Raw genomic sequence first — 21,340 nt, forward strand, 5'->3', positions numbered from 1 at the left:
GGAGATATTTCATGGCAGGTCATAGTAAATGGGCCAATACTAAACATCGAAAAGCGGCGCAAGATGCTAAACGTGGTAAAATTTTTACTAAAATTATTCGTGAACTGGTAACAGCGGCTCGTTTAGGTGGCGGTGACGCTGCATCAAACCCACGATTGCGTGCGGCTATTGATAAGGCATTATCTAATAATATGACGCGAGATACGTTAAATCGAGCAATCGCACGTGGTGTAGGTAGTGATGACAATGATAATCTAGAAACGATAATTTATGAAGGCTATGGCCCAGGCGGTACGGCTGTTATGGTTGAATGCTTAAGTGATAATCGTAATCGTACAGTTTCTGATGTCCGCCACGCCTTTACTAAGTGCGGTGGTAATTTAGGTACCGATGGTTCGGTTGCTTATTTATTTACTAAACGTGGCGTGATCTCATATGCACCAGGCATTGATGAAGATAATTTAATGGAAGCGGTATTAGAAGCGGGTGCAGATGATGTCGAATCTTATGATGATGGTGCCATCGATGTTTATACTACGCTGGAAAGCTTTGGTGATGTAAAAGATGCTTTAGATGCGGCCGGTTTTAAGGCTGAAGCCGCCGAGGTGACAATGATCCCGTCAACCAAAGCAAATTTAGATGCTGACACTGCACCTAAACTTTTACGTTTAATCGATATGCTGGAAGATTCTGATGATGTACAAGAAGTATATCATAATGGGGAAATTTCAGATGAAGTTGCGGCTCAGCTATAATTAAATCAACTTTTTATATTAAGAGATAGCATGCTGATTATCAGTATGCTTTTTCTTTGCATGTTTAACCTACTCAGTGAGTCAAGAATATGGCAATTATTCTTGGGATTGATCCTGGTTCGCGTATTACCGGTTATGGTGTTATTCGTCAACAAGTTCGACAGTTGATCTATATAGGTAGTGGCTGTATACGTACTCAGGCAGACGATCTGCCAACACGCTTACAACGTATTTATGCAGGTGTCACTGAAATCATTACCCAATATCGACCGGACAGTTTTGCTATCGAACAGGTGTTTATGGCAAAAAATGCCGATTCTGCTCTAAAATTAGGTCAAGCGAGAGGCGTGGCGATTTTAGCTGCAGTTAATAATCAATTACCAGTTTTTGAATATGCGGCGCGACAAGTAAAACAATCCGTTGTTGGCACGGGAGCGGCGGAAAAAAAACAAGTTCAGCATATGGTCTGCTCAATATTGAAATTGTTATCGCATCCTCAAGCTGATGCTGCTGATGCTTTAGCTATTGCGATCACGCATTGTCATTTTAATCAAAATTTGGCTCGAATAGGTGAGCCAGAACTATCATTGGCTAAAAGACGATTGCGTTAATAACTGGATATAAATCCAGTATTTTTTATAATATAAGCATTAGCAGAATAACCTAAAAGAGGAAATCGATGTGATTGGTCGCTTGCGAGGCACTATTTTGGAAAAACAGCCGCCTATTGTTTTACTCGAACTAAATGGTGTAGGTTATGAAGTTTATATGCCAATGACCTGTTTTTATGAATTACCAGAAATTGGTCAGGAAGTGATCTTATGGACTCAATTTATCGTGCGTGAAGATGCGCAGCTACTATATGGCTTCAATGATAAGCAAGAAAGGGCATTATTTCGTGAGTTAATTAAGGTTAATGGGGTAGGTCCTAAATTAGCGCTGGCCATTTTATCCGGTATGTCAGCTTATCAATTTGTTTCTGCGATAGAACAAGAAGCGATTTCTAGCTTGGTAAAATTACCGGGTGTTGGCAAAAAAACCGCAGAACGGCTGGTGGTTGAAATGAAAGACCGCTTTAAAGGACTTAATGGCGATCTATTTAATAATAGTGTGATAGATTTACCTGGCTCATCAGCGGCAAAACAAAATAGTCATGATATTGAAGCAGAGGCAGTTTCGGCATTAATTTCTTTAGGCTATAAACCACAAGATGCGAGCCGTATGATCGGCAGAGTTGCTAATGGAGCTACTAACTGTGAAGCATTGATCCGCGAAGCATTGCGAGCTGCATTATAAATAATAAGTAAGGACCAAACCTATGATTGAGGCTGATCGTTTAGTTTCTGCTGAGAATTTACCTGATGAAGACGTGATTGATCGCGCTATTCGACCAAAACTCCTTACTGAATATGTCGGGCAACCTCAGGTTTGCCAACAGATGGAAATCTTTATCCAGGCAGCTAAATTACGAGCTGAAGCACTTGATCACTTGCTGATTTTTGGTCCACCTGGGCTTGGTAAAACGACATTAGCGGGTATTGTGGCGAATGAATTGGGCGCAAATTTACGTACCATCTCCGGCCCAGTGTTAGAAAAGGCAGGGGATTTAGCGGCAATGCTAACTAATTTAGAACCGCATGATGTACTCTTTATTGATGAAATACATCGTTTATCGCCAGTTGTAGAAGAGATCCTTTATCCGGCAATGGAAGATTACCAACTGGATATAATGATAGGAGAAGGGCCTGCTGCGCGTTCAATTAAAATTGATCTACCTCCTTTTACTCTAGTTGGTGCAACAACCAGAGCCGGCTCACTGACATCCCCGCTTAGAGATCGTTTTGGTATTGTTCAGCGTCTTGAATTTTATAATGTCGATGATTTACAGACGATTGTATTACGTAGTGCTTACTTTATGGGGTTAGAAATTTCTGATGCCGGTGCGAGACAAATTGCGATGCGCTCACGGGGAACGCCGCGGATAACTAATCGTTTATTACGGCGAGTAAGAGATTTTGCCCAAGTTAAAGGCGATGGTATTATTGATGGCGACATCGCTTCACAGGCATTAGATATGCTTAATGTTGATTCAGCCGGTTTTGACTATCTGGATCGTAAGTTATTGATCGCTATTATTGATAAATTTATGGGGGGACCGGTAGGATTAGACAATGTGGCTGCTGCAATTGGTGAAGAAAGGGAAACCATAGAGGATGTTCTTGAACCTTTCCTGATTCAACAAGGCTTTATTCAGCGTACTCCCCGTGGTCGAATTGCGACTGATCATGCCTACCGCCATTTTGGGGTTAATAAAGATCATGATGATGCTAATTAAGTTTATTAATGGGGTTAAATTTATTGCTTGTAATTCGCTAACATAATCATGCTAATTATTTTCAATGCAGCTTAATACCGGGTTAGGTTGCTATTTATAATATATGAATAAATAATAATTTATTTATGATTCTTGTTTGTTATTTTTATTAACCATTTTTATTATCAATGAACTTCTTATTTAATTAATACATTATTATTTTTATTGATGTTTTTGCCGTGGTTAAATAATAATTTTACGGTAGTTTTCATTATGTCTACTAACTATTTTTTAATAAATAAAATTAGCTAATTACGGAATAAAATGAATGAAAATAACATTATTATTATCAATGTTATCATTAGCAATGTTAGTATTGATTAGTATTATAAGTTTTGCCAGAGCAAATACTCTCCTCAATCCTATGCATGGTTATATCGATTTTCCTACTAGTCGAGCTTATCTGTGTTCGTTAGGTAAAAATGGGCTTTGTTGAATAAATCAGAATTAGCCGCCAGGATGGCTCCCTCTGCTACAGCTGTTATCCGATCCTGACGCTGTGTGGCATACCCAACAACGTCATACGGTTCAGCGCTTTGACCATCGCCATTGCTTCACCTACCTGAGCCTCATAGTCACGCAGGCTCAGATGGCCACCCAGCAAAGTTTTTATGCGGAACATCGCTGTTTCTGCCACTGAACGCCGGTGATAACCCACTTTCTTTTTCCACATATCATTACTCCTGCTCAGACGCTGATTCGCCACCGCATGGTTACGTTCATGGTAATTGTCCGGCCAGTATTTCGCTCCGCTTCGCGGCGGGATAAGGGGCCTGACTTTCTTTCTTAGCAACGCGTCGTGGCAGTAACAGGCGTCATAAGCACCGTCTGCTGACACTTCCCTGATTTTCCGGTGGGTTTGGTTAATCAGGCCCGGCAGTGCCTGCGCATCTGTCGTTCCGCTGAGCGATAAGTCGGCACAGATAATCTCATGAGTCACACTGTCTGCTGCCAGATGAAGCTTGCGCCACACTCTTCGTCTGTCAGCCCCATGCTGCCTGACTTTCCATTCACCTTCGCCAAAGACCTTCAGACCGGTACTGTCGATGACCAGATGCGAGATTTCACCACGCGTTGGCGTTTTTATGCTGATGTTGACGCTCTTTGCTCGTCTGCTGACCAGCGAGTAGTCCGGACAGCACAGCGGCAAAGACATGAGTTTAAAAATCGAATCAACGAAGCCCTGTAATGCCCGTAGCGACAGGTTAAACACACGCTTCATCATCAGGACAGTGGTAACAGCCATATCGCTGTAGTAAAGCGGCCGGCCACGACCTTCAGGCGAAGAACTGTCAGTCCATCCAGCGATGGCCGACTCATCAAGCCAGACCGTCAGGGAACCGCGTTGTCTGAGTGCCTTGTTGTACGCGGGCCAGTTGGTAATTTTAAACTTTTGCTTTGCCATGGGGACCTGATGTTAAAACGAATTTAGCGATCAGCTCCGCCAATCACCTAAAAGTTCGATTTATTCAACAAAGCCTAAAGCGATATAATTTCCTACAAATTTAGCGATAACAAGCAGGAGAATTAAAAAACTGGCAATTAATAAAGCACTACTTACCATTTAAAAATCCTCCGCATGAGTAAGCGCATAAATCAAATAGAGAAATAATATTCCAATTAGAATGATCCCTGTGATAGAAAAGATGGACACAGTTTGTCTCCTCATGATTTTAATGTACTAAGCTTAAGTCTTTCAATGCAAAGAATCTGATAAAAAGTCTACTCATAGTGTAAAAATAGTATAAAAATACCAATATAATAGTTTGTCTGTTATTACTATTATCGCTATTTTTTGTTACAATAAATAAACCATAGTTAATATAATGTTTATTTATTGTAATAATGACTGCTTTTTTATTGTTTAATAAGCAAATAAATTACGATATAAAGACAAGTGCTGATAAAAACAGCAAAAAAGTGGTCTGATGAGTAGTAATACTGGTTTTTATCAGATAAAATTTTCATTCATTACATAATATATCTCAATTGTTTATATCAATTGATAACTTTATAAGGAGGATCTTTATGTCTGAGTATCGTCAATACCCTTGGCATCAAGTTCTCATGCGTCGTGTTGGTGTTGTATTATTAGGCATTGTGGCTTTTCCTATCATGATTTTTCGACATGATCGTAGCCGCTTTTATAGTTACCTACACCGCATGTGGCTAAAGACTAGTTATAAACCCGTTTGGTTGGCCAGCGCTGAAGATACCGAATTGATGAAGTAATTAATTGATTAAAAAATAAAACGTCCTATTACTGGTTGTGATAGGGCGTTTTTGTTTTAAGTCGTTGTGAAACATCTTTTTAAGTTTAATATTTAATAAAATAAATCAGTTTTACAAATAGGATAGTAAGTAATGCATAATATTGAATTAGAACAACTAATCAATACGCACTTGAATATTTATGAATATCAAGATTATGGGCCCAATGGGCTTCAGGTGGAAGGGCGCTCAGAGGTAAAAAAAATCGTGACCGGTGTGACTGCATCGCAAGCGTTACTTGATGAAGCGGTAAAATTAGCTGCAGATGCGATTATTGTTCATCATGGTTATTTTTGGAAAAATGAAGCCGCTATTATTCTTAATATGAAGCGTCATCGATTAAAAACATTGCTTTGCAATGATATTAACCTTTATGGTTATCATTTGCCCCTTGATGCCCATCCCATTTTGGGAAATAACGCGCAGTTGGGGAATATCATGGGGGTTCGGTTTGAAAAGCTTATTTCGCCTTTATTGCCAATGGGTAGTTTTGCTCAACCGATAACGGCTGATGATTTAATGTCGCGTTTAACCAATAAGTTAGCTCGTCAACCCTTGTATTGTGGTGATAATGGCCCAAAAGAGATCAGTACCATTGCCTGGTGTACAGGGGGCGGACAAAATTTTATTCAACAAGCCGCCGAGGCAGGTGTTGATGCTTTTGTGACAGGTGAAGTTTCTGAGCAAACGATCCATATTGCCAGAGAAATGGGGATCCATTTTTATGCCGCAGGTCATCATGCAACGGAGCGATTTGGCGTTAAACTGTTAGGTGAATGGCTGCAAAAAGATTATGGATTTGAGGTGACTTTTATCGATATAGCCAATCCTGCCTAATTTTTGTAAGGATAAACACCAAGCCAGCTAAAAAGTATTAAAACCAAGGGTTATCACCAAACTGTGTCTTGTATTCTATATGATGATTGTTTATGCAAAATAAAATAGTAAGACATAGTTTATTTATCAATAATAATTAACTATTTTTTGGTGAAATCGCTATGAAAATCTCTTTGTTTATAGCAGGTATATAATTGACGGTGACGTGCTATTTTTAATTCTTCATCATGCATTTCGTTCCAGTGAGCAATCCAACCAATTGTACGAGCAATAGCAAAAATAACCGTAAACATGGTTGTTGGGATCCCTATTGCTTTTAAAATGATGCCAGAATAGAAATCTACATTGGGATAAAGTTTTTTCTCAATAAAATATGGGTCATTTAGGGCTATATGTTCTAACTGCTTGGCGACTTCTAATATATTATCATTTAATTTAAGTTCTTTAAGTATTTCATCGCAGGTCTGTTTCATCACAGTGGCGCGGGGATCATAATTTTTATAAACCCGATGGCCAAATCCCATTAAACGGAAGGGATCATCTTTGTCTTTTGCCCGTTTGATAAATTTAGGAATATTTTCGACAGTTTGAATCTCTTCTAGCATTCGTAAACAGGCTTCATTGGCACCACCGTGAGCCGGTCCCCAAAGAGAGGCGATTCCAGCAGCAATACAAGCAAATGGAGTATCGCCAGAAGAACCAGAAGTTCTTACTGTTGAAGTTGATGCATTTTGTTCATGATCAGCATGCAGAATAAAAATGCGATCCATGGCCCGTTCTATGATTGGATTAACCTGATATTTTTCACAAGGTGTAGCAAACATCATATGAAGGAAATTCGCAGAATAAGAGAGGGAATTTTTTGGGTAAATAAAAGGTTGACCAATAGAGTATTTATAACACATTGCTGCAACGGTAGGCATTTTTGATAGTACCCTAAATGCCGCTATTTCACGATGACGCGGATTATTAACATCCAATGAGTCGTGATAGAAAGCCGCTTACACCACAAAGGATTGCCATTGGATTATAATCACGACGGAAACCTTGCAAAAGCCGAGTAATTTGATCGTGTATCATTGTATGTTCAGTGACAATTTTTTTAAAGTTGTCATAGTAGTTTTGTGAAGGTTTTTCACCGTAAAGTAGTATATAACAAACTTCTAAATAAGTAGAATTGGTAGCCAATTGATCATAGGATATCCGCGGTGCAAAAGAATACCTTTATCTCCATCTATATAGGTAATTTTAGACTCGCAGGATGCGGTTGAGGTAAAGCCAGGATCTTAGGTAAAATAACCTTTGGAGCCTAATCCTCGGACATCAATTACATCGATCCCAAGTGTAGGGTTTAGTACTTCAAGCTCTATTTTTTCTGCATCTTTATCGACTAATTCTATAGTCTTTTTTGCTTTGCCTGCCATTACGGGTCTCCTTAGCGCTAAAACGCAATTTCCGACAACCATGAAAGCATGATAAAACGCTTAGAAATTGCATGATATTTAATTTATTAAAAGGCTTGAATCATGTTTTTAACGAAGTTTTTATCTAATAAAATTTTTTATTAACAATTCATAATCTATTCTGTTCCTTATATATTTTAAATTATACCAACAATAACATTAGGTTTTTTATGGATAACAATCTAGCATGTTTATTTTACATAATTTCTTCTTTTGTGTGGCGATAATCACTAATTAATTCAACTTAATCATATGTAAGATAAATGTTTGTTTCTTGTCAAATTACATTATCAATTTAATGACCGATGTTTAAATCGTGATCACACTCACTGTTCAAGCTAAATCTCTCCAAACCTAATGTGTTGTAATTGTAATGGGCATGTGAAGGTCATATACTGCAAATGAGGTCTCCGGATTACCTTGTGGTAGGAGTACCCAGCGTTAATGAGTAACAACTTTTGCCAATATGTTAGGGATTAATTTATAAGCTGAGTTGTGCTTTGTTATCACGATCGCTGTTTGATTTCTGCTCCAGGTCCCGAGGTAGGAAAACAATAAAGAGCTGTGTGGGCATAAATTGTGAAAAAACAAAGACCTATCAATCTTTAATTGCAAACAATTCATTTTCCGATTACTGCAATAGCTTCAATTTTACATCGTGTCTCTGGCGTTATTACCTTTATTGCGGTCGGTATTTTGTTATGGCTGCTGGGATTATCGCTTTCTTCACTGGAAGGTTTTCAATATGCTACTGAAATTATGGGTAGCTTTTTTATAAAATTCATTATTTGGGGTGTCTTGACTGCACTAATATATCATATTTGTGGCGGTATTCGTCATATGCTAATGGATTTTGGTTTTATCGATGAGAGTTTGTCTGTGGGACGTATTTCAGCGATAGTTGCGTTTATTATCACCGCTATTTTGTCGATCTTAGCGGGGATTTTTGTATGGTAGTTCATGCATCAACATTAGGCCGCACTGGCACACAAGATTGGCTACTACTTCGTGCGTCTGCCATTATTATTGCCCTTTATACGTTTTATATTGTTAGTTTTATAGTCACAACTGATTTAAATTATACTGTTTGGCGGACTTTTTTTGCTTTTCCAATAACAAAAATTTTTACTATTTTAACGCTCATTTCCATATTAGTACATGCCTGGATAGGTTTATGGCAAGTATTAACCGATTATGTTAAGTCAATCGCCTTGCGATTATCATTACAACTATTTTTTATTGTTATATTAATGACTTATTTAATTTATGGAACAATAGTAGTGTGGGGAGCGTAAATGAAATCACCAGTAAGAGAGTTTGATGCCGTTGTTATTGGTGCTGGTGGCGCTGGGATGCGAGCTGCGTTGCAAATTTCTCAGTTAGGTTTGTCATGTGCATTAATTTCTAAAGTTTTCCTGACACGTTCACACACCGTATCTGCTCAGGGAGAGATCACCGTTGCGTTAGGTAATACGCATGAAGATGATTGGCAATGGCATATGTATGATACTGTCAAGGGCTCTGATTATATAGGTGATCAAAATGCCATCGAATACATGTGCAAAACCGGACCTGAGGCCATACTAGAACTTGAGCATATGGGGTTACCATTTTCACGTTTAGACGACGGTCGTATTTATCAACGTCCATTTGGTGGCCAGTCAAAAAATTTTGGTGGTGAGCAAGCCGCTCAAACCGCGGCGGCGGCAGATAGAACTGGCCATGCCCTTTTGCATACTCTTTATCAACAGAATTTAAAAAACCATACCAAGATTTTCTCCGAATGGTATTCACTTGACTTAGTTAAAAATCAGAATGGTGACATAGTCGGTTGTACCGCATTATGTATGGAATCCGGTGAGGTCGTTTACTTTAAAGCTAAAGCTACTATTCTTGCGACAGGTGGAGCGGGAAGAATTTATCAATCAACATCTAATGCCCATATTAATACCGGTGACGGTGTTGGCATGGCTGTCAGGGCAGGTGTGCCATTGCAGGATATGGAAATGTGGCAATTTCATCCAACTGGAATTGCTGGTGCGGGTGTATTAGTGACAGATGGATGTCGGGGAGAGGGCGGCTATTTACTTAATAAAGATGGCGAGCGCTTTATGGAGCCGTTATGCGCCTAATGCAAAAGATTTGGCTGGCCGCGATGTTGTTGCTCGCTCAATTATGATAGAGATCCTTGAAGGAAGGGGATGTGATGGCCCCTGGAGACCACATGTTAAATTAAAACTGGATAATTTAGGTAAAGAAGTGTTGGAATCACGATTACCCGGTATTCTCGAATTATCCAGGACTTTTGCTCATGTTGATCCGGTTAAAGAACCGATTCCTGTTATCCCTACTTGTCATTATATGATGGGTGGGATCACAACTAAAGTAACCGGACAGGCATTGATGATTAATGAAAAAGGTGAAGATGTTGTGATCCCGGGATTATTTTCTGTTGGTGAAATAGCTTGTGTTTCCGTTCATGGAGCAAACCGTTTGGGCGGAAATTCATTGCTTGATTTTGTGGTATTCGGGCGTTCTGCCGGTTTACATCTGAAAGAATCTTTACTGGAACAAGGCTCAATGCGTGATGCTAGCGAATCTGATATTGATGCGGCCTTAATGCGTTTAAATCGCTGGGATAATACACAAAGCGGTGAGGATCCGGTAGAAATTCGCAAAGCATTACAAGCCTGTATGCAACATAATTTTTCCGTTTTTCGTGAGGGCGATGCGATGGCTAAGGGCTTAGAAGAATTAAAGGTAATTCGTGAACGTTTGAAAAATGCCCGTTTGGATGATACTTCACGCGAATTTAATACCCAACGCATTGAATGTTTAGAGCTGGATAATTTGGTAGAAACAGCGTTTGCAACGGCAGAAGCGGCAAATTTTCGTACTGAAAGTCGGGGAGCACATAGTCGTTTTGACCACCCTGGTCGTGATGATACAAATTGGTTATGTCATACGCTATATTTACCACAGTCTGGAACTATGACTCGCCTAGCAGTCAATATGCAACCTGAGTTACGTGATCCCTTCCCACCTAAAATACGTACTTATTAATGCGTGGCGTTAATAGTGTTGCGGAGAAAGTAGATTATGAAAATTGAATTTTCCATTTATCGTTACAATCCAGACGTCGATAATATGCCACGTATGCAATACTACAGTTTGGAGATCGCTAAAGGGCGTGACATGATGTTGCTGGATGCTTTAATCCAACTAAAAGAAAAAGATCCTACTTTAGCATTTCGTCGTTCTTGTCGTGAAGGCGTTTGTGGTTCTGATGGATTAAATATGAATGGTAAAAATGGCTTGGCCTGCATTACTCCACTATCAGCTTTGTGTCGTGATAAAAAAAAGGTTGTTGTGCGCCAATTGCCAGGCTTACCGGTTGTTCGAGATTTAATTGTTGATATGGCTCAATTTTATACTCAATATGAAAAAATTCGGCCTTACCTTATCAATGATGGCAAGAATTCACCAGCTCGTGAGTATTTACAGACTCCTGCACAACGAGAAAAATTGGATAGCTTATATGAGTGTATTCTTTGTGCTTGCTGTTCAACCTCATGTCCATCATTTTGGTGGAATCCGGATAAATTTATTGGTCATGCCGGTTTATTAGCTGCTTATCGTTTTTTAATCGATAGTCGGGATACCGAAACCGATAACAGATTAGATAATTTAAATGACGCTTTTAGTGTATTTCGCTGTCATAGCATTATGAATTGTGTCAGTGTTTGCCCAAAAGGTTTAAATCCAACTAAAGCTATTGGGCACATTAAATCGATGTTATTAAAGCGTAGTGCATAGCTTTGGCAAAAATTACCGTAATCAAAATGTTACGGGAAATAAAAAATGGAAAACTATTATTTAAAATTGATATTTATTTTATGTGGTAAATGACAGAAGAACCTGTAAAAACCGGTTGCGGTTTTTACAGGTTCTTATAAATAAGGGGAATTTAATTAAGCGCTCCTTTATTAATAATCGTGCATAGAACACGTTCAAAGAATCTTTATTGAAACCGTCTATATAAAAAGCGGTACTGTTAACTACGACGAAAACTAAAGCCTATAAGCTTAAGGGATCACAATGCACAACGGCGTAATGAAGGACTGGCTAGATTCAAGTTTTCTAGTTGGTGCAAATCAGTCTTATATCGAACAGCTTTATGAAGACTACTTAATTGACCCTAATTCCGTTAATGCAGACTGGCGAGACTTTTTTAATAAACTACCAGGTGCAAGCTCCAACGGTGAATACTCCCATTCTCAAACACGTGAATATTTTCGTTCATTGGCGAAAGATTCTACACGTTATCAAACTTCGGTTAGTGATCCTTCTTTGGATGAGAAGCAAGTTAAAGTCCTCCAATTAATAAACGCCTTTCGTTTTAGAGGACATCAAAATGCCAATCTTGATCCATTAGAGCTTTGGAAACAAGAAACTGTACCTGATTTAGATCCTTCATTTCATGATTTAATCAATGCTGATTTTGAAAAAACGTTCAATGTTGGTTCTTTTGCTATTTGCCAGGAAACAATGAAATTAAGTGAGCTGTATACTGCACTGAAGCGTATTTATTGCACTTCAATTGGTGCCGAATACATGCATATTACTAATACTGAAGAAAAACGTTGGATCCAACAGCACCTAGAACTGGCAACGCCAGTTAGTCAACAATTTAGCAAACAAGAAAAGATCCGCTTCTTATCAGAATTAACTTCAGCTGAAGGATTAGAGCGCTATCTTGGGGCAAAATTTCCTGGCGCAAAACGTTTTTCCCTTGAAGGGGGTGATTCTCTCATTCCCATGTTAAAAGATTTGATCCGTTATGCAGGTCATCAGGATACGCGTGAAGTCGTATTGGGAATGGCGCATCGTGGGCGATTAAATGTTTTAGTTAACATTTTAGGTAAGCAACCAAAAGAGCTGTTTGATGAGTTTGCAGGTAAGCATAAAGATCATTTAGGTACTGGTGATGTTAAATATCATCAGGGCTTTTCTGCTGATTTTAAAACAGAAGGTGCTTTGGTTCATTTAGCCTTGGCTTTTAATCCATCACATTTAGAAATAGTTAGTCCAGTAGTCATCGGTTCTGTTCGTGCTCGTCGTGATCGTTTAGATGAAGTTCGTAGTAATATGGTACTGCCCATTACTATCCATGGTGATGCAGCGGTAACAGGCCAGGGAGTTGTTCAGGAAATGCTGAACATGTCTCAGGCTCGTGGTTATGAGGTTGGCGGTACATTGCGGATCGTGGTTAATAATCAGATAGGTTTTACCACATCCAATCCGAAAGATGCACGTTCAACACAATATTGCACTGATATCATGAAAATGGTGCAAGCACCTATTTTTCATGTTAATGCCGATGATCCAGAAGCGGGTGCTTTTGTTACTCGATTGGCATTAGATTTTCGCAATAAATTTAAACGCGATGTGGTCATTGATTTAGTTTGCTATCGTCGCCATGGTCATAATGAGGCGGATGAGCCGAGTGCTACCCAACCAATAATGTATCAAAAAATTAAAAAACATGCGACACCGCGTAAAATTTATGCGGATAAATTGATAGCGGAAAAGACAGTTACTAGCGACGAAGTAACAGAAATGGTTAATCTTTACCGTGATAAGTTAGATCACGGTGATTGTGTTGTTGATGAATGGCGTCCAATGGGAACTGACTATTCGGTCTGGAAACCCTATTTAAATCATGAATGGAATGATGCTTACCCTGCTAAAGTTAAGAAGAAACGACTACAAGACTTAGCTAAACGTTTAAGTACTATTCCGGCAGAGATTGTCATGCATCCTCGGGTTGAAAAAATTTACAGTGATCGCCTGGCAATGGCGAACGGTAAAAAATTGCTCGATTGGGGAGCAGCAGAAACTTTGGCTTATGCAACATTAGTTGATGAAGGGATACAAGTTCGTTTATCAGGTGAAGATGCCGGCCGAGGTACTTTTTTTCATCGTCATGCCGTTATTCATAATCAAACTAATGGTTCAGTTTACGTCCCTCTGGCTAATATACGTGAAAATCAAGGAATATTTGACGTCTGGGATTCCGTGTTGTCTGAAGAAGCGGTACTTGCTTTTGAATATGGTTATGCATCAGCCGAGCCACAGGTTTTGACTATTTGGGAAGCTCAGTTTGGTGATTTTGCTAATGTAGCGCAAGTAGTTATCGATCAGTTTATTAGTTCTGGTGAACAGAAATGGGGGCGATTGTGTGGATTGGTGATGCTGTTACCCCATGGTTATGAAGGACAAGGTCCGGAGCACTCCTCAGCCCGTTTAGAGCGTTATTTACAATTATGTGCGGAACAAAATATGCAAGTCTGTGTTCCGTCTACTCCAGCTCAGGTCTATCATATGCTCCGTCGTCAGATACTTAGTAATATGCGACGTCCATTGATTGTTATGTCACCCAAATCATTACTGCGTCATCCTCTTGCGGTTTCTAGTTTGGAAGAGTTAGCAAATGGTGAATTCCAGCCGATAATTAATGAAATTGATCCCATAGATGCGAAAAAGGTCAAACGTGTCGTTTTATGTTCAGGTAAAGTTTATTATGATCTACTTGAACAACGTCGTGAAAACAAACAAAAAAATATCGCTATCGTTCGTATTGAACAATTATATCCATTTCCCCATAAAGATTTAGAAACTACGCTCAAGCCTTATGCGCATGTTCGCGATTTTGTCTGGTGTCAAGAGGAACCTCTCAATCAGGGGGCATGGTACTGTAGTCAGCATAATATTCGGGAAGCAATTCCAAAAGGTTCATTATTAAGTTATGCGGGAAGATCCGCATCTGCTTCACCAGCCGTAGGCTACGCGTCTGTTCATCAAGAACAGCAAAAAGCATTGGTTGATGATGCACTAAAAATAAATAAATTAAAGGATAGAAAATGAGTAACATAGAAATTCTTGTTCCTGATCTTCCTGAATCTGTTGCAGATGCTACAGTTGCACCTTGGCACAAGAAACCAGGTGATCGGGTAGAGCGTGATGAAGTGTTAGTGGAAATTGAAACGGATAAAGTTGTACTTGAAGTACCAGCAGCAGATTCAGGTATTCTGGAATCAATTTTAGAAGAAGAGGGAGCTACTGTTTTATCAAAACAGCTATTGGGTCGCATACATCTTAGTGATAGTACCGGGATTCCGGCTGAGGTAAAAGAGACTACTGAGTCGGCACCAGCCAAACGCCAGACTGCTAGCCTTGAGGAAGAGAGTCATAGTGCACTAACACCGGCTGTCCGTCGTTTAATTGCAGAACATGATTTAAACCCGAGCAATATCAAAGGTAGCGGCGTAGGTGGGCGTATAACGCGTGATGATGTTGAGAAATATATTCAAAACCAATCAACAGCAAGCGAAAATAGACCGATTAAGCAACAGAATGACGCATCTACAACGCCATCATCAACTTCTTCTCATCGAAGTAAAAAACGGGTACCAATGACGCGTTTGCGTAAGCGTATAGCAGAGCGTTTACTGGAGTCAAAAAATAATGCTGCCATGTTGACTACCTTTAATGAAGTTAACATGAAGCCTGTTTTTGATTTGCGTAAACATTATGGTGAAAGCTTTGAAAAGCGGCATGGTGTGCGTTTGGGTTTTATGTCTTTCTATGTGAAAGCAGTTGTTGAAGTCTTAAAGCGTTATCCTGAAGTGAACGCATCGATTGATGGTTCAGATGTGCTTTATCATAGTTATTTTGACATTAGTATTGCTGTTTCCACACCTAGGGGTTTAGTTACACCAGTATTACGTGATGCAGATGCGCTTAGCATGGCAGAAATTGAAAAGCGTATTAAAGAGTTGGCAGTTAAGGGGCGTGACGGCAAATTAACGGTTGAAGAATTGACCGGTGGAAACTTCACTATTACTAACGGTGGTGTTTTTGGCTCTTTAATGTCAACTCCGATCATTAATCCGCCGCAAAGTGCAATTTTAGGTATGCACGCAATCAAAGATCGGCCGATGGCAGTTGATGGTAAAATCGAAATCTTGCCAATGATGTATTTAGCACTTTCTTATGATCACCGTTTAATTGATGGACGTGAGTCTGTTAGCTTCTTGGTGACAATAAAGGACATGTTGGAAGATCCGGCTCGTTTATTGTTAGACGTCTAGATAACCAATTTAGAGTGAAGTTATTTACTCAGTCTGGAGCAAAGCTTGGTTAATTTTTTATTGACCAATGTTTAAATAAAAATATATAGAGAATTGTGAACTCTCTGTCAGGCTAAATTATGGATAGTGCATCATGAACTTACACGAATATCAGGCAAAACAACTGCTTGCGCATTATGGTTTGCCAGTACCGACAGGTTATGCTTGTGAAACAGCAAAAGAGGCAGAAGAAGCAACAACAAAATTGGGTAATAGTCCTTGGGTTGTAAAGTGCCAGGTACATGCTGGTGGTCGAGGCAAAGCGGGTGGCGTAAAAGTTGTTAATAATCGCGACGAAATCAGGTTATTTGCTGAAAAGTGGTTAGGAAAACGCTTAGTGACTTACCAAACCGATTCCCATGGACAGCCCGTTAATCAAATTTTGGGAGAAGAAGCAACGGATATTGATAAAGAGCTTTATTTAGGTGCGGTGATAGATCGCGCCTCTAGTCGAATTGTCTTTATGGCATCGACTGAAGGTGGGGTCGAAATTGAAAAAGTTGCAGCAGAGACACCAGAACTTATTCATAAGGCTATTATTGATCCATTAACCGGCCCTATGCCTTATCAAGGACGCGAGCTTGCTTTTAAGCTAGGTTTGAGCGGCAAACAAGTCCAGCAGTTTACCCAAATATTTATCGGATTAGCGACAATTTTTCTCGAGCGTGATCTGGCTTTAATCGAGATTAATCCTCTCGTGATAACTAAGCAAGGGGATTTAATCTGTCTGGATGGCAAGCTTAGTGTGGATAGCAATGCACTATATCGCCAAGTAGAATTAAAGGAGATGCGTGATATTTCTCAGGAAGATCCCCGTGAAGCCCATGCGTCGGAGTGGGAATTAAACTATGTTGCTTTAGATGGCAATATTGGTTGTATGGTTAATGGTGCCGGTTTAGCTATGGGAACCATGGACATTGTGAAGTTACATGGCGGTTCTCCAGCTAATTTTCTTGATGTGGGTGGTGGTGCAACTAAAGAACGTGTAGCAGAAGCATTTAAAATTATCTTATCTGATGAAAATGTTAAAGCTGTTTTGGTCAATATTTTTGGTGGTATTGTTCGCTGCGATTTGATTGCTGAAGGTATTATTGGAGCAGTTAAAGAAATTGGGGTAACAGTCCCGGTCATTGTTCGTCTTGAAGGCAATAATGCTGAGCTTGGTGCGCAAAAGTTAGCGGATAGTGGCCTAAAAATTACTGCTGCAACCAGCTTGACCGATGCGGCAGAAAAAGCAGTAGCAGCAGCGGAGGCGAAATAAGTAATGTCTATTTTAATTGATAAAAATACTAAAGTTATCTGCCAGGGATTTACAGGTATCCAAGGAACTTTTCATTCAGAGCAGGCAATTGCTTATGGGACAAAAATGGTCGGTGGTGTAACGCCAGGTAAAGGTGGAACAACACATTTAGGATTACCTGTTTTCAATACAGTCCGTGAAGCTGTACAAGCAACAGGTGCAACCGCATCGGTTATTTATGTTCCTGCTCCATTTTGTAAAGATTCGATTCTTGAAGCTATCAATAGTGGTATCAAACTGATTATTACCATTACCGAAGGGATCCCCACGTTAGATATGCTAACGGTGAAAGCAAAGCTAGATGAAACTGGGGTAAAAATGATAGGACCGAACTGTCCAGGTATTATTACCCCGGGTGAATGTAAGATTGGTATCCAACCTGGACATATTCATAAACCGGGTAAAGTAGGTATTGTATCGCGCTCTGGTACATTAACTTATGAAGCCGTTAAGCAGACAACTGATGCAGGATTAGGGCAATCTACTTGTGTTGGTATTGGTGGTGATCCTATTCCGGGTTCAAATTTTATTGATATATTGAAACTATTCCAGGCAGATCCCCAAACTGAAGCTATCGTTATGATTGGTGAAATTGGTGGTACAGCGGAGGAAGAAGCGGCCACTTATATTAAACAACATATAACAAAACCAGTTGTTGCTTATATTGCCGGCGTAACAGCACCAAAAGGTAAGCGTATGGGGCATGCTGGCGCCATCATTGCTGGTGGCAAAGGTACTGCGGATGAAAAGTTTGATGCATTAGAAGCAGCAAGTGTAAAAACTGTTCGTAGCTTAGCTGAGATTGGTGAAGCTATTAAGCAATTAGTGACTAGTAAATAACCTGATTTCGACTATGATTAGTAAAATCCACTCATAGATAGTGGCTTTTTTTATGTTTAGGCAGTGAGTAATGCTGGTAAACTTGATTTTTTCGATATTAAAAGTGGCATTATGTGGATTAAAAATATCCTGTTGATGGTTTTTTTAATAGCGTTTTGGCGAGTTTTCCCAAGTCAACAACAAGTACATGGTTAAAATGAATTATTGCCTATTTTCTTGGCATGAACAAAACAATAAACAGCTATTTAATATATTGATGACTTTAATAAAAATTGATTTAAATCAAACAATAAAATAGGTTTTATTTATTTTTTCGATGAAATTGATCGTTGAGCAAATTTAGTCAGTATTTAAATGTAGCGGTATGTTGATTTAATTGCAAAATTTCAATCTTAATCGTATTAAATCTATTTATTATAAGTGTATATAAGCGTACTATTATTAAGATGTTTGTTGTATTTTGATAAATTTTTTATCGTTATTTTAAGATGTATAAAGCTGGTAGTTATGAGGCTTTCATCTTTTGCATTATGAAAGTCAGGTCGCCGCAAGTCGGTGTCTTCCTGCTAGGAGCAAGGAGTCAAGATGTTTGATATTGTCGAACTGTCCCGGTTACAGTTTGCCTTAACTGCAATGTATCATTTCCTGTTTGTACCATTAACACTTGGTATGTCGTTTTTACTAGCGATAATGGAAACGGTGTATGTCATTTCAGGTAAACAGATATATAAAGATATGACAAAATTCTGGGGTAAGTTATTTGCTATTAACTTTGCCTTAGGTGTTGCAACGGGTTTGACCATGGAGTTCCAATTCGGGACTAACTGGTCATATTATTCACATTATGTTGGTGATATTTTTGGTGCGCCATTGGCAATTGAAGGATTAATGGCGTTCTTCCTGGAGTCAACATTTGTTGGTTTATTTCTTTTTGGCTGGGATCGTTTCAGTAAAACCCAACATTTAGCTAGCACATGGTTGGTTGCGTTAGGTTCTAATTTCTCTGCGCTGTGGATCTTAGTTGCTAATGGTTGGATGCAAAACCCGATTGCGTCTGATTTTAACTTTGAAAGCATGCGGATGGAAATGCTCAGTTTTTCAGAATTAGTTTTAAATCCCGTGGCACAAGTTAAATTTGTTCATACTGTTGCCGCTGGCTATTGTACAGGTGCCATGTTCGTCTTAGGTATCAGTGCTTATTACTTACTTAGAGGCCGTGATCGACCTTTTGCTAAACGCTCTTTCGCAATAGCGGCAAGCTTTGGTATTGCTTCAGTACTATCTGTTATTGTTTTGGGTGATGAATCTGGCTATGAAATGGGTGATGTTCAGAAGACCAAGTTAGCCGCCATTGAAGCTGAATGGAAAACCCAACCGCCGCCGGCTTCATTTAATCTTATTGCTGTGCCAAATATCGAAAAAATGAAAAATGAATTCGCAGTAGAAATTCCATGGTTAATGGGAATTATCACTACCCGTTCTATTGATACCCCGGTTTTGGGTTTAAAAGATTTAATGGCGCAACATGAAGTTAGTATCCGCAATGGTATGAATGCCTATGCTCTGTTAAAAAAATTACAAGCTGGTGATAATGATCCTGCTATACGAAAAGCATTTGATGCGAATAAAAAAGATCTTGGTTATGGATTGTTGTTAAAACGCTATACACCTAATGTTATTGATGCCAGCGAAGAACATATTAAAGCGGCCGCTAAAGATAGTATTCCTAAAGTCTGGCCTCTATTCTGGGCATTTCGCATTATGGTGGCTTGCGGTTTATTAATGTTACTTATTTTTGCTTTATCATTCTGGTCTGTTATTCGTAACCGCATTGGTGAGAAAAAATGGCTTTTACGTTTAGCCATGTTTGGTATTCCATTACCATGGATTGCCGTTGAAGCAGGTTGGTTTGTTGCTGAATATGGTCGTCAACCGTGGGCAATTGGTGAAATTTTACCGACAGCGGTTGCACATTCATCATTAAGTAGTGCAGATCTACTTTTCTCGATGGGGCTAATATGTGGTCTGTATACTTTGTTCTTGGTTATTGAATTGTTCCTAATGTTCAAATTTGCACGTAAAGGGCCGAGTAGTCTTAAAACAGGTCGTTATCATTATGAGCAACAAAATATTTCAGCCCAAGACGCTTAGTAAACAGGAGTCCATTCATGTTTGATTATGAAGTTCTAAGATTTATATGGTGGCTACTGATTGGTGTGTTGCTGATCGGTTTTGCCGTGACCGATGGTTTTGATATGGGTGTTGGTATCTTATTGCCATTTATGGGAAAAACTGATACTGAGCGTCGGATCATGATCAATTCAATCGCACCTCATTGGGATGGTAATCAGGTTTGGTTAGTAACTGCTGGTGGTGCACTATTTGCGGCTTGGCCGATGGTTTACGCTGCGGCATTCTCAGGTTTTTATGTTGCCATGATATTAGTCTTGGCTGCACTATTTTTCAGACCGGTAGGTTTTGATTATCGTTCTAAGCTTGAAAATTCCAAATGGCGCAATATGTGGGATCGTGGCATATTTATTGGTAGCTTTGTTCCTCCGTTGATCATTGGTGTTGCTTTTGGTAATTTGCTACAGGGCGTTCCTTTTACAGTTAATGACCTATTGTATTTGAATTATACCGGGACTTTCTTTGGTTTACTCAATCTTTATGGCTTATTAGCAGGCATTATTTCTATTATGATGATAATCACCCAGGGCACGACTTATCTCCAAATGCGCACGCTAGGTGAATTACATCTACGTTCACGTAATATCACTTATATCACCGCCTTTTTCACATTAATTACTTTTGCTGGAGCTGGTTTTTGGTTGATATATGGAATTGATGGTTATGCGATTAAAAGTACAATCGATACCTACGCTGTTTCTAATCAGTTACACAAAGAAGTAGCAAAAGAAGCAGGGGCATGGTTGGTTAATTTTAATAATAATCCAGGACTATGGTCATTACCGGCACTTGGCTTATTTTTTCCAATACTGACTATCCTATTCACCAAGCTTGATAAAGCAGGATGGGCATTTTTATTTTCATCACTGACAATTGCTTGTATTATTTTAACTTTCGGTATTAGTATGTTCCCATTCATTATGCCTTCAAATATACAGCCTAATGCCAGTTTGACTATTTGGGATGCCACGTCGAGCTTATTTACATTGCAAGTGATGACAGTTGTTGCTATCATTTTTGTGCCAATTATATTGGTGTATACTACCTGGTGTTATTACAAAATGTTTGGTCGAATTGACAAAGCGCATATTGAAAATAACAAACATTCATTATATTAA

Annotated in this window: 17 protein-coding genes and 2 pseudogenes; 16 read left to right on the forward strand and 3 right to left on the reverse strand. The window is 39.2% G+C overall.

Annotated elements, in window-relative coordinates; translation table 11 throughout:
* Positions 1–11 precede the first annotated feature (11 nt).
* The 4 genes from E3U36_RS03425 (at position 12) to ruvB (ending at position 3,090) form a co-directional block, all read left to right on the forward strand.
* Positions 12–755, forward strand: coding sequence for a YebC/PmpR family DNA-binding transcriptional regulator (locus E3U36_RS03425; RefSeq protein WP_180817108.1), 744 nt, complete (start codon positions 12–14; stop codon positions 753–755).
* Between the two features lie 89 nt (positions 756–844).
* Complete coding sequence (ruvC, locus tag E3U36_RS03430) at positions 845–1,366, forward strand: crossover junction endodeoxyribonuclease RuvC (protein ID WP_180817109.1); 522 nt, start codon at positions 845–847, stop codon at positions 1,364–1,366.
* 70 nt (positions 1,367–1,436) lie between these two features.
* Positions 1,437–2,051, forward strand: coding sequence for a Holliday junction branch migration protein RuvA (gene ruvA, locus E3U36_RS03435; RefSeq protein ID WP_180817110.1), 615 nt, complete (start codon positions 1,437–1,439; stop codon positions 2,049–2,051).
* Between the two features lie 22 nt (positions 2,052–2,073).
* Complete coding sequence (gene ruvB / locus E3U36_RS03440) at positions 2,074–3,090, forward strand: Holliday junction branch migration DNA helicase RuvB (RefSeq protein WP_180817111.1); 1,017 nt, start codon at positions 2,074–2,076, stop codon at positions 3,088–3,090.
* 520 nt (positions 3,091–3,610) lie between these two features.
* On the opposite strand, the gene E3U36_RS03445 is transcribed toward ruvB, so the two are convergent.
* Together E3U36_RS03445 and kdpF are read right to left on the reverse strand one after the other, a co-directional pair.
* Positions 3,611–4,534: an IS5 family transposase gene (locus E3U36_RS03445; protein ID WP_180817112.1), complete on the reverse strand. Its 924-nt coding sequence runs from the start codon at positions 4,532–4,534 to the stop codon at positions 3,611–3,613.
* Positions 4,535–4,693: 159 nt separating this feature from the next.
* Positions 4,694–4,798: a K(+)-transporting ATPase subunit F gene (kdpF, locus tag E3U36_RS13160; protein WP_148305596.1), complete on the reverse strand. Its 105-nt coding sequence runs from the start codon at positions 4,796–4,798 to the stop codon at positions 4,694–4,696.
* A gap of 359 nt (positions 4,799–5,157) precedes the next feature.
* Between kdpF and E3U36_RS03455 the strand changes: the two genes are divergently transcribed.
* Both E3U36_RS03455 and E3U36_RS03460 read left to right on the forward strand, forming a co-directional pair.
* The gene (locus E3U36_RS03455; RefSeq protein ID WP_180817113.1) at positions 5,158–5,361 is read left to right on the forward strand and encodes a YbfA family protein; all 204 of its coding nucleotides are present in this window, start codon (positions 5,158–5,160) and stop codon (positions 5,359–5,361) included.
* 132 nt (positions 5,362–5,493) lie between these two features.
* Positions 5,494–6,237 (forward strand): type 2 GTP cyclohydrolase I, encoded by a 744-nt coding sequence (locus E3U36_RS03460; protein WP_180817114.1) that lies wholly within the window; start codon positions 5,494–5,496, stop codon positions 6,235–6,237.
* Positions 6,238–6,377: 140 nt separating this feature from the next.
* On the opposite strand, the pseudogene E3U36_RS03465 reads toward E3U36_RS03460, so the two are convergent.
* Positions 6,378–7,661, reverse strand: a pseudogene (locus tag E3U36_RS03465) (citrate synthase).
* Positions 7,662–8,309: 648 nt separating this feature from the next.
* On the opposite strand from E3U36_RS03465, the gene sdhC reads away from it, so the two are divergent.
* The 10 genes and pseudogenes from sdhC (at position 8,310) to cydB (ending at position 21,340) form a co-directional block, all read left to right on the forward strand.
* Positions 8,310–8,657 (forward strand): succinate dehydrogenase cytochrome b556 subunit, encoded by a 348-nt coding sequence (gene sdhC / locus E3U36_RS03470; RefSeq protein ID WP_238337501.1) that lies wholly within the window; start codon positions 8,310–8,312, stop codon positions 8,655–8,657.
* Positions 8,651–8,995, forward strand: a complete 345-nt coding sequence (gene sdhD / locus E3U36_RS03475; RefSeq protein WP_180817115.1) for a succinate dehydrogenase, hydrophobic membrane anchor protein — start codon at positions 8,651–8,653, stop codon at positions 8,993–8,995. Before sdhC ends, sdhD begins: the two co-directional genes overlap by 7 nt.
* A pseudogene (gene sdhA, locus E3U36_RS03480) lies at positions 8,996–10,763 on the forward strand (succinate dehydrogenase flavoprotein subunit). It begins immediately after the preceding gene.
* 36 nt (positions 10,764–10,799) lie between these two features.
* A complete protein-coding gene (locus E3U36_RS03485; RefSeq protein WP_180817116.1) occupies positions 10,800–11,516 on the forward strand; it encodes a succinate dehydrogenase iron-sulfur subunit in 717 nt (238 codons plus the stop codon).
* Between the two features lie 282 nt (positions 11,517–11,798).
* Positions 11,799–14,627 carry a 2-oxoglutarate dehydrogenase E1 component gene (gene sucA, locus E3U36_RS03490; protein ID WP_180817117.1) on the forward strand — a complete coding sequence of 943 codons (2,829 nt, stop codon included), beginning with the start codon at positions 11,799–11,801 and terminating at the stop codon, positions 14,625–14,627.
* Positions 14,624–15,853, forward strand: a complete 1,230-nt coding sequence (gene odhB, locus E3U36_RS03495) for a 2-oxoglutarate dehydrogenase complex dihydrolipoyllysine-residue succinyltransferase (protein ID WP_180817118.1) — start codon at positions 14,624–14,626, stop codon at positions 15,851–15,853. Before sucA ends, odhB begins: the two co-directional genes overlap by 4 nt.
* Before the next feature lie 133 nt (positions 15,854–15,986).
* Positions 15,987–17,153, forward strand: coding sequence for an ADP-forming succinate--CoA ligase subunit beta (gene sucC / locus E3U36_RS03500; protein ID WP_180817119.1), 1,167 nt, complete (start codon positions 15,987–15,989; stop codon positions 17,151–17,153).
* A gap of 3 nt (positions 17,154–17,156) precedes the next feature.
* Positions 17,157–18,032, forward strand: coding sequence for a succinate--CoA ligase subunit alpha (sucD, locus tag E3U36_RS03505; RefSeq protein WP_180817120.1), 876 nt, complete (start codon positions 17,157–17,159; stop codon positions 18,030–18,032).
* 585 nt (positions 18,033–18,617) lie between these two features.
* On the forward strand, positions 18,618–20,183 hold the full coding sequence (cydA, locus tag E3U36_RS03510; protein WP_180817121.1) for a cytochrome ubiquinol oxidase subunit I: 1,566 nt from the start codon (positions 18,618–18,620) through the stop codon (positions 20,181–20,183).
* 17 nt (positions 20,184–20,200) lie between these two features.
* Complete coding sequence (gene cydB, locus E3U36_RS03515) at positions 20,201–21,340, forward strand: cytochrome d ubiquinol oxidase subunit II (RefSeq protein WP_180817122.1); 1,140 nt, start codon at positions 20,201–20,203, stop codon at positions 21,338–21,340.

This window comes from Arsenophonus endosymbiont of Aphis craccivora (assembly GCF_013460135.1).
GTDB classification, from domain to species: domain Bacteria; phylum Pseudomonadota; class Gammaproteobacteria; order Enterobacterales; family Enterobacteriaceae; genus Arsenophonus; species Arsenophonus nilaparvatae.

What these genes read in the sequence shown, in the direction of transcription:
- E3U36_RS03425 (WP_180817108.1), top strand. Translation starts at nt 12, where the DNA reads ATGGCAGGTCATAGTAAATGGGCCAATACTAAACATCGAAAAGCGGCG.
- ruvC (WP_180817109.1), top strand. Translation starts at nt 845, where the DNA reads ATGGCAATTATTCTTGGGATTGATCCTGGTTCGCGTATTACCGGTTAT.
- ruvB (WP_180817111.1), top strand. Translation starts at nt 2,074, where the DNA reads ATGATTGAGGCTGATCGTTTAGTTTCTGCTGAGAATTTACCTGATGAA.
- E3U36_RS03445 (WP_180817112.1), bottom strand. Translation starts at nt 4,534, where the DNA reads ATGGCAAAGCAAAAGTTTAAAATTACCAACTGGCCCGCGTACAACAAG.
- kdpF (WP_148305596.1), bottom strand. Translation starts at nt 4,798, where the DNA reads ATGAGGAGACAAACTGTGTCCATCTTTTCTATCACAGGGATCATTCTA.
- E3U36_RS03455 (WP_180817113.1), top strand. Translation starts at nt 5,158, where the DNA reads ATGTCTGAGTATCGTCAATACCCTTGGCATCAAGTTCTCATGCGTCGT.
- E3U36_RS03460 (WP_180817114.1), top strand. Translation starts at nt 5,494, where the DNA reads ATGCATAATATTGAATTAGAACAACTAATCAATACGCACTTGAATATT.
- sdhD (WP_180817115.1), top strand. Translation starts at nt 8,651, where the DNA reads ATGGTAGTTCATGCATCAACATTAGGCCGCACTGGCACACAAGATTGG.
- E3U36_RS03485 (WP_180817116.1), top strand. Translation starts at nt 10,800, where the DNA reads ATGAAAATTGAATTTTCCATTTATCGTTACAATCCAGACGTCGATAAT.
- sucA (WP_180817117.1), top strand. Translation starts at nt 11,799, where the DNA reads ATGCACAACGGCGTAATGAAGGACTGGCTAGATTCAAGTTTTCTAGTT.
- odhB (WP_180817118.1), top strand. Translation starts at nt 14,624, where the DNA reads ATGAGTAACATAGAAATTCTTGTTCCTGATCTTCCTGAATCTGTTGCA.
- sucC (WP_180817119.1), top strand. Translation starts at nt 15,987, where the DNA reads ATGAACTTACACGAATATCAGGCAAAACAACTGCTTGCGCATTATGGT.
- sucD (WP_180817120.1), top strand. Translation starts at nt 17,157, where the DNA reads ATGTCTATTTTAATTGATAAAAATACTAAAGTTATCTGCCAGGGATTT.
- cydA (WP_180817121.1), top strand. Translation starts at nt 18,618, where the DNA reads ATGTTTGATATTGTCGAACTGTCCCGGTTACAGTTTGCCTTAACTGCA.
- cydB (WP_180817122.1), top strand. Translation starts at nt 20,201, where the DNA reads ATGTTTGATTATGAAGTTCTAAGATTTATATGGTGGCTACTGATTGGT.